This is a genomic window from Candidatus Streptomyces philanthi, from assembly GCF_059553635.1.
Window position 1 is genome coordinate 1 of record NZ_JCANQV010000516.1, and the last position, 2,288, is coordinate 2,288.

Genomic DNA, 2,288 nt, shown 5'->3' on the forward strand with positions numbered 1-2,288 from the left:
CGGTGACGCCTGCCCCCACCCCGCGCTAGAGTCCCCCGCAACAGTGACGTTACCGACGGGTAAGGGGAGCGGCATGAGGCTCGGGATCAATCTCGGCTACTGGGGCGCCGGCATGGACGGGGACAACCTCGCCGTGGCGCAGGAGGCCGACCGCCTCGGGTACGCCGTCTGCTGGGCGGCCGAGGCGTACGGGTCCGACGCGCCCACGGTGCTGTCCTGGGTGGCCGCGCAGACCGAGCGCATCGACGTCGGTTCGGCGATCTTCCAGATCCCGGCCCGTACGCCCGCGATGACCGCGATGACCGCCGCGACCCTCGACTCGCTCTCCGGCGGCCGCTTCCGCCTCGGGCTCGGAGTCTCGGGGCCGCAGGTCTCCGAGGGCTGGTACGGCGTGAAGTTCGACAAGCCGCTGGCCCGCACCCGCGAGTACGTCGAGATCGTCCGCCGCGCCATGTCCCGCGAACGGCTGAGCTACGAGGGCGAGCACTGGACGCTGCCGCTGCCCGGCGGCCCCGGCAAGCCGCTCAAGCTCACCGTCCACCCGCAGCGCGAGCACATCCCGCTCTACATCGCCGCGATCGGGCCCAAGAACCTCGAACAGACCGGTGAGATCGCCGACGGCGCCCTGCTGATCTTCCCCTCCGCCGACCACCTGGAGGAGACCGCCCTCGCCCCGCTGCGGGCGGGCCGCGCGAAGGCGGGCCTGACGATGGACGGCTTCGACGTCTGCCCGACGCTGCCGCTGGCCGTCGGCGCGGACAAGGACGTCAGCGCCCTCGCCGACATGTTCCGCCCGTACACCGCGCTGTACGTCGGCGGCATGGGCAGCCGCAAGCAGAACTTCTACAACCGGCTGGCCCGCCGCATGGGCTACGAGGCGGAGGCCGTCGCCATCCAGGACGCGTACCTGTCCGGCGACAAGGACGGCGCGGCCGCCGCGGTCCCCGAGCGGCTGATCGACCAGACCACCCTGCTCGGCTCCGTCGAGCGGATCGCCGAGCGGATGCAGGCGTACGCGGCGGCCGGGGTGACGACGCTGACACTGGCCCCGGCGGGCTTCACCCTTGACGAGCGGATCGCCTCGCTGCGGGCGGCCACCGAGGCACTGGAGAAGGCCGGACTGGCCTGAGCCGGCGGCCCCGCCGGCGCACGGACACCGGCGGGGCCGCGGGGAGGGGTGCGGCCGCGGTGGGGGCTCGGGGGTCTCCCCGCCACGGCCTCCGCCCGGCACAACGCCCCCGCGCGCGGCCGGGTTACGCCCTCCGCCACCACGGGGCCGATCCTCCGAACGGACGCGTGAACGGGGGGCTGCGGTTGCCGCCGAGGCCGGGCCGCCATTGGCTTTCCCCAGTGGTGTCGGTTCGGAGGTGGCGTGGATGCTCTCGGCCAGGAGCCTGTTCCAGGAAATCGTCGGCAACGACGAGGCGTACCGCCTGTTCTGCTCCATCGCGGCCAGCGGTGAGAGCCAGGGCGGCTGGGAGAACGGCCGGATCGCCGCCCTGCTGCCCGCCTCCCAGCGCCATCTCGCGCCCAAGGTCGCCCGGCACGGCGCGGACGAGGACAAACACGGCCGGATCTTCCGGGCCCTGCTGCGCAAACGCGGCCTGGCGCCCGCCCGGGTCCCGGCGGAGACCGACTACACCATGCTGCTGGAGCGCCACGGCATCGGCCTGGCCCACAGCACGCTGCGCCGCGACGAACGGCTCGCCGAGCACGACGTCATCACCTACCTCGCCCACAGCAGGGTCACCGAGCAGCGCGCCGCCGACCAGATGACGATGCTCACCGCGTACTTCGGCGACCACCCCGAGGTGGGCAGGGCGGTCCGGATGATCTCCCGGGACGAGACGAACCATCTCGCCTACTGCCACGAGGAGTTGCTGCGGCTCTCCCGCGCGGGACACGGCCGGGTGATCCGGCGCGTCCTGCGGGACTGCGCGCGCGCCGAGACCGCCGTCTACCGGGACGTCAGCCTGGCGGTGATGGAGCACATGGGCCGCATCCTGCGCTGGTCGCCGGCCAAGTCGGCGCTGCTCGCCGCCGGTGTCCGGGCCCGGTACCTCTACGAACGGCTGGGCGGCTGGCGGCGGATGACCAGCCTCCGGATGCCCGCGCGGCGCGACGCGCTGGGCGGCCCCGCGGAACCGGCCCCGGAGGCCGTCTGACCCCCGGCCCCTGCGTACGTCTCCCGCACGGCGCGGCCCGGGCCGTAGGCTGGCTGCCATGCCCACGCTGATCCTGGTGCGGCACGGCCGCTCCACCGCCAACACCGACGGCGTCCTGGCGGG

The 2,288-nt window shown here is 73.9% G+C and carries 2 protein-coding genes and 1 pseudogene; all 3 read left to right on the top strand.

Annotated elements, in window-relative coordinates; all coding sequences use genetic code 11:
- Positions 1 to 73: 73 nt before the first annotated feature.
- A complete protein-coding gene (locus AC51EU_RS29710) occupies positions 74 to 1,129 on the top strand; it encodes an LLM class F420-dependent oxidoreductase (protein WP_496270190.1) in 1,056 nt (351 codons plus the stop codon).
- Positions 1,130 to 1,376: 247 nt separating this feature from the next.
- The gene (locus tag AC51EU_RS29715) at positions 1,377 to 2,165 is read left to right on the top strand and encodes a ferritin-like domain-containing protein (RefSeq protein WP_496270191.1); all 789 of its coding nucleotides are present in this window, start codon (positions 1,377 to 1,379) and stop codon (positions 2,163 to 2,165) included.
- Positions 2,166 to 2,223: 58 nt separating this feature from the next.
- A pseudogene (locus tag AC51EU_RS29720) lies at positions 2,224 to 2,288 on the top strand (MSMEG_4193 family putative phosphomutase); the annotation flags it as partial.

Coding starts and splice junctions, on each gene's coding strand:
- AC51EU_RS29710 (WP_496270190.1), top strand. CDS start 74: ATGAGGCTCGGGATCAATCTCGGCTACTGGGGCGCCGGCATGGACGGG.
- AC51EU_RS29715 (WP_496270191.1), top strand. CDS start 1,377: ATGCTCTCGGCCAGGAGCCTGTTCCAGGAAATCGTCGGCAACGACGAG.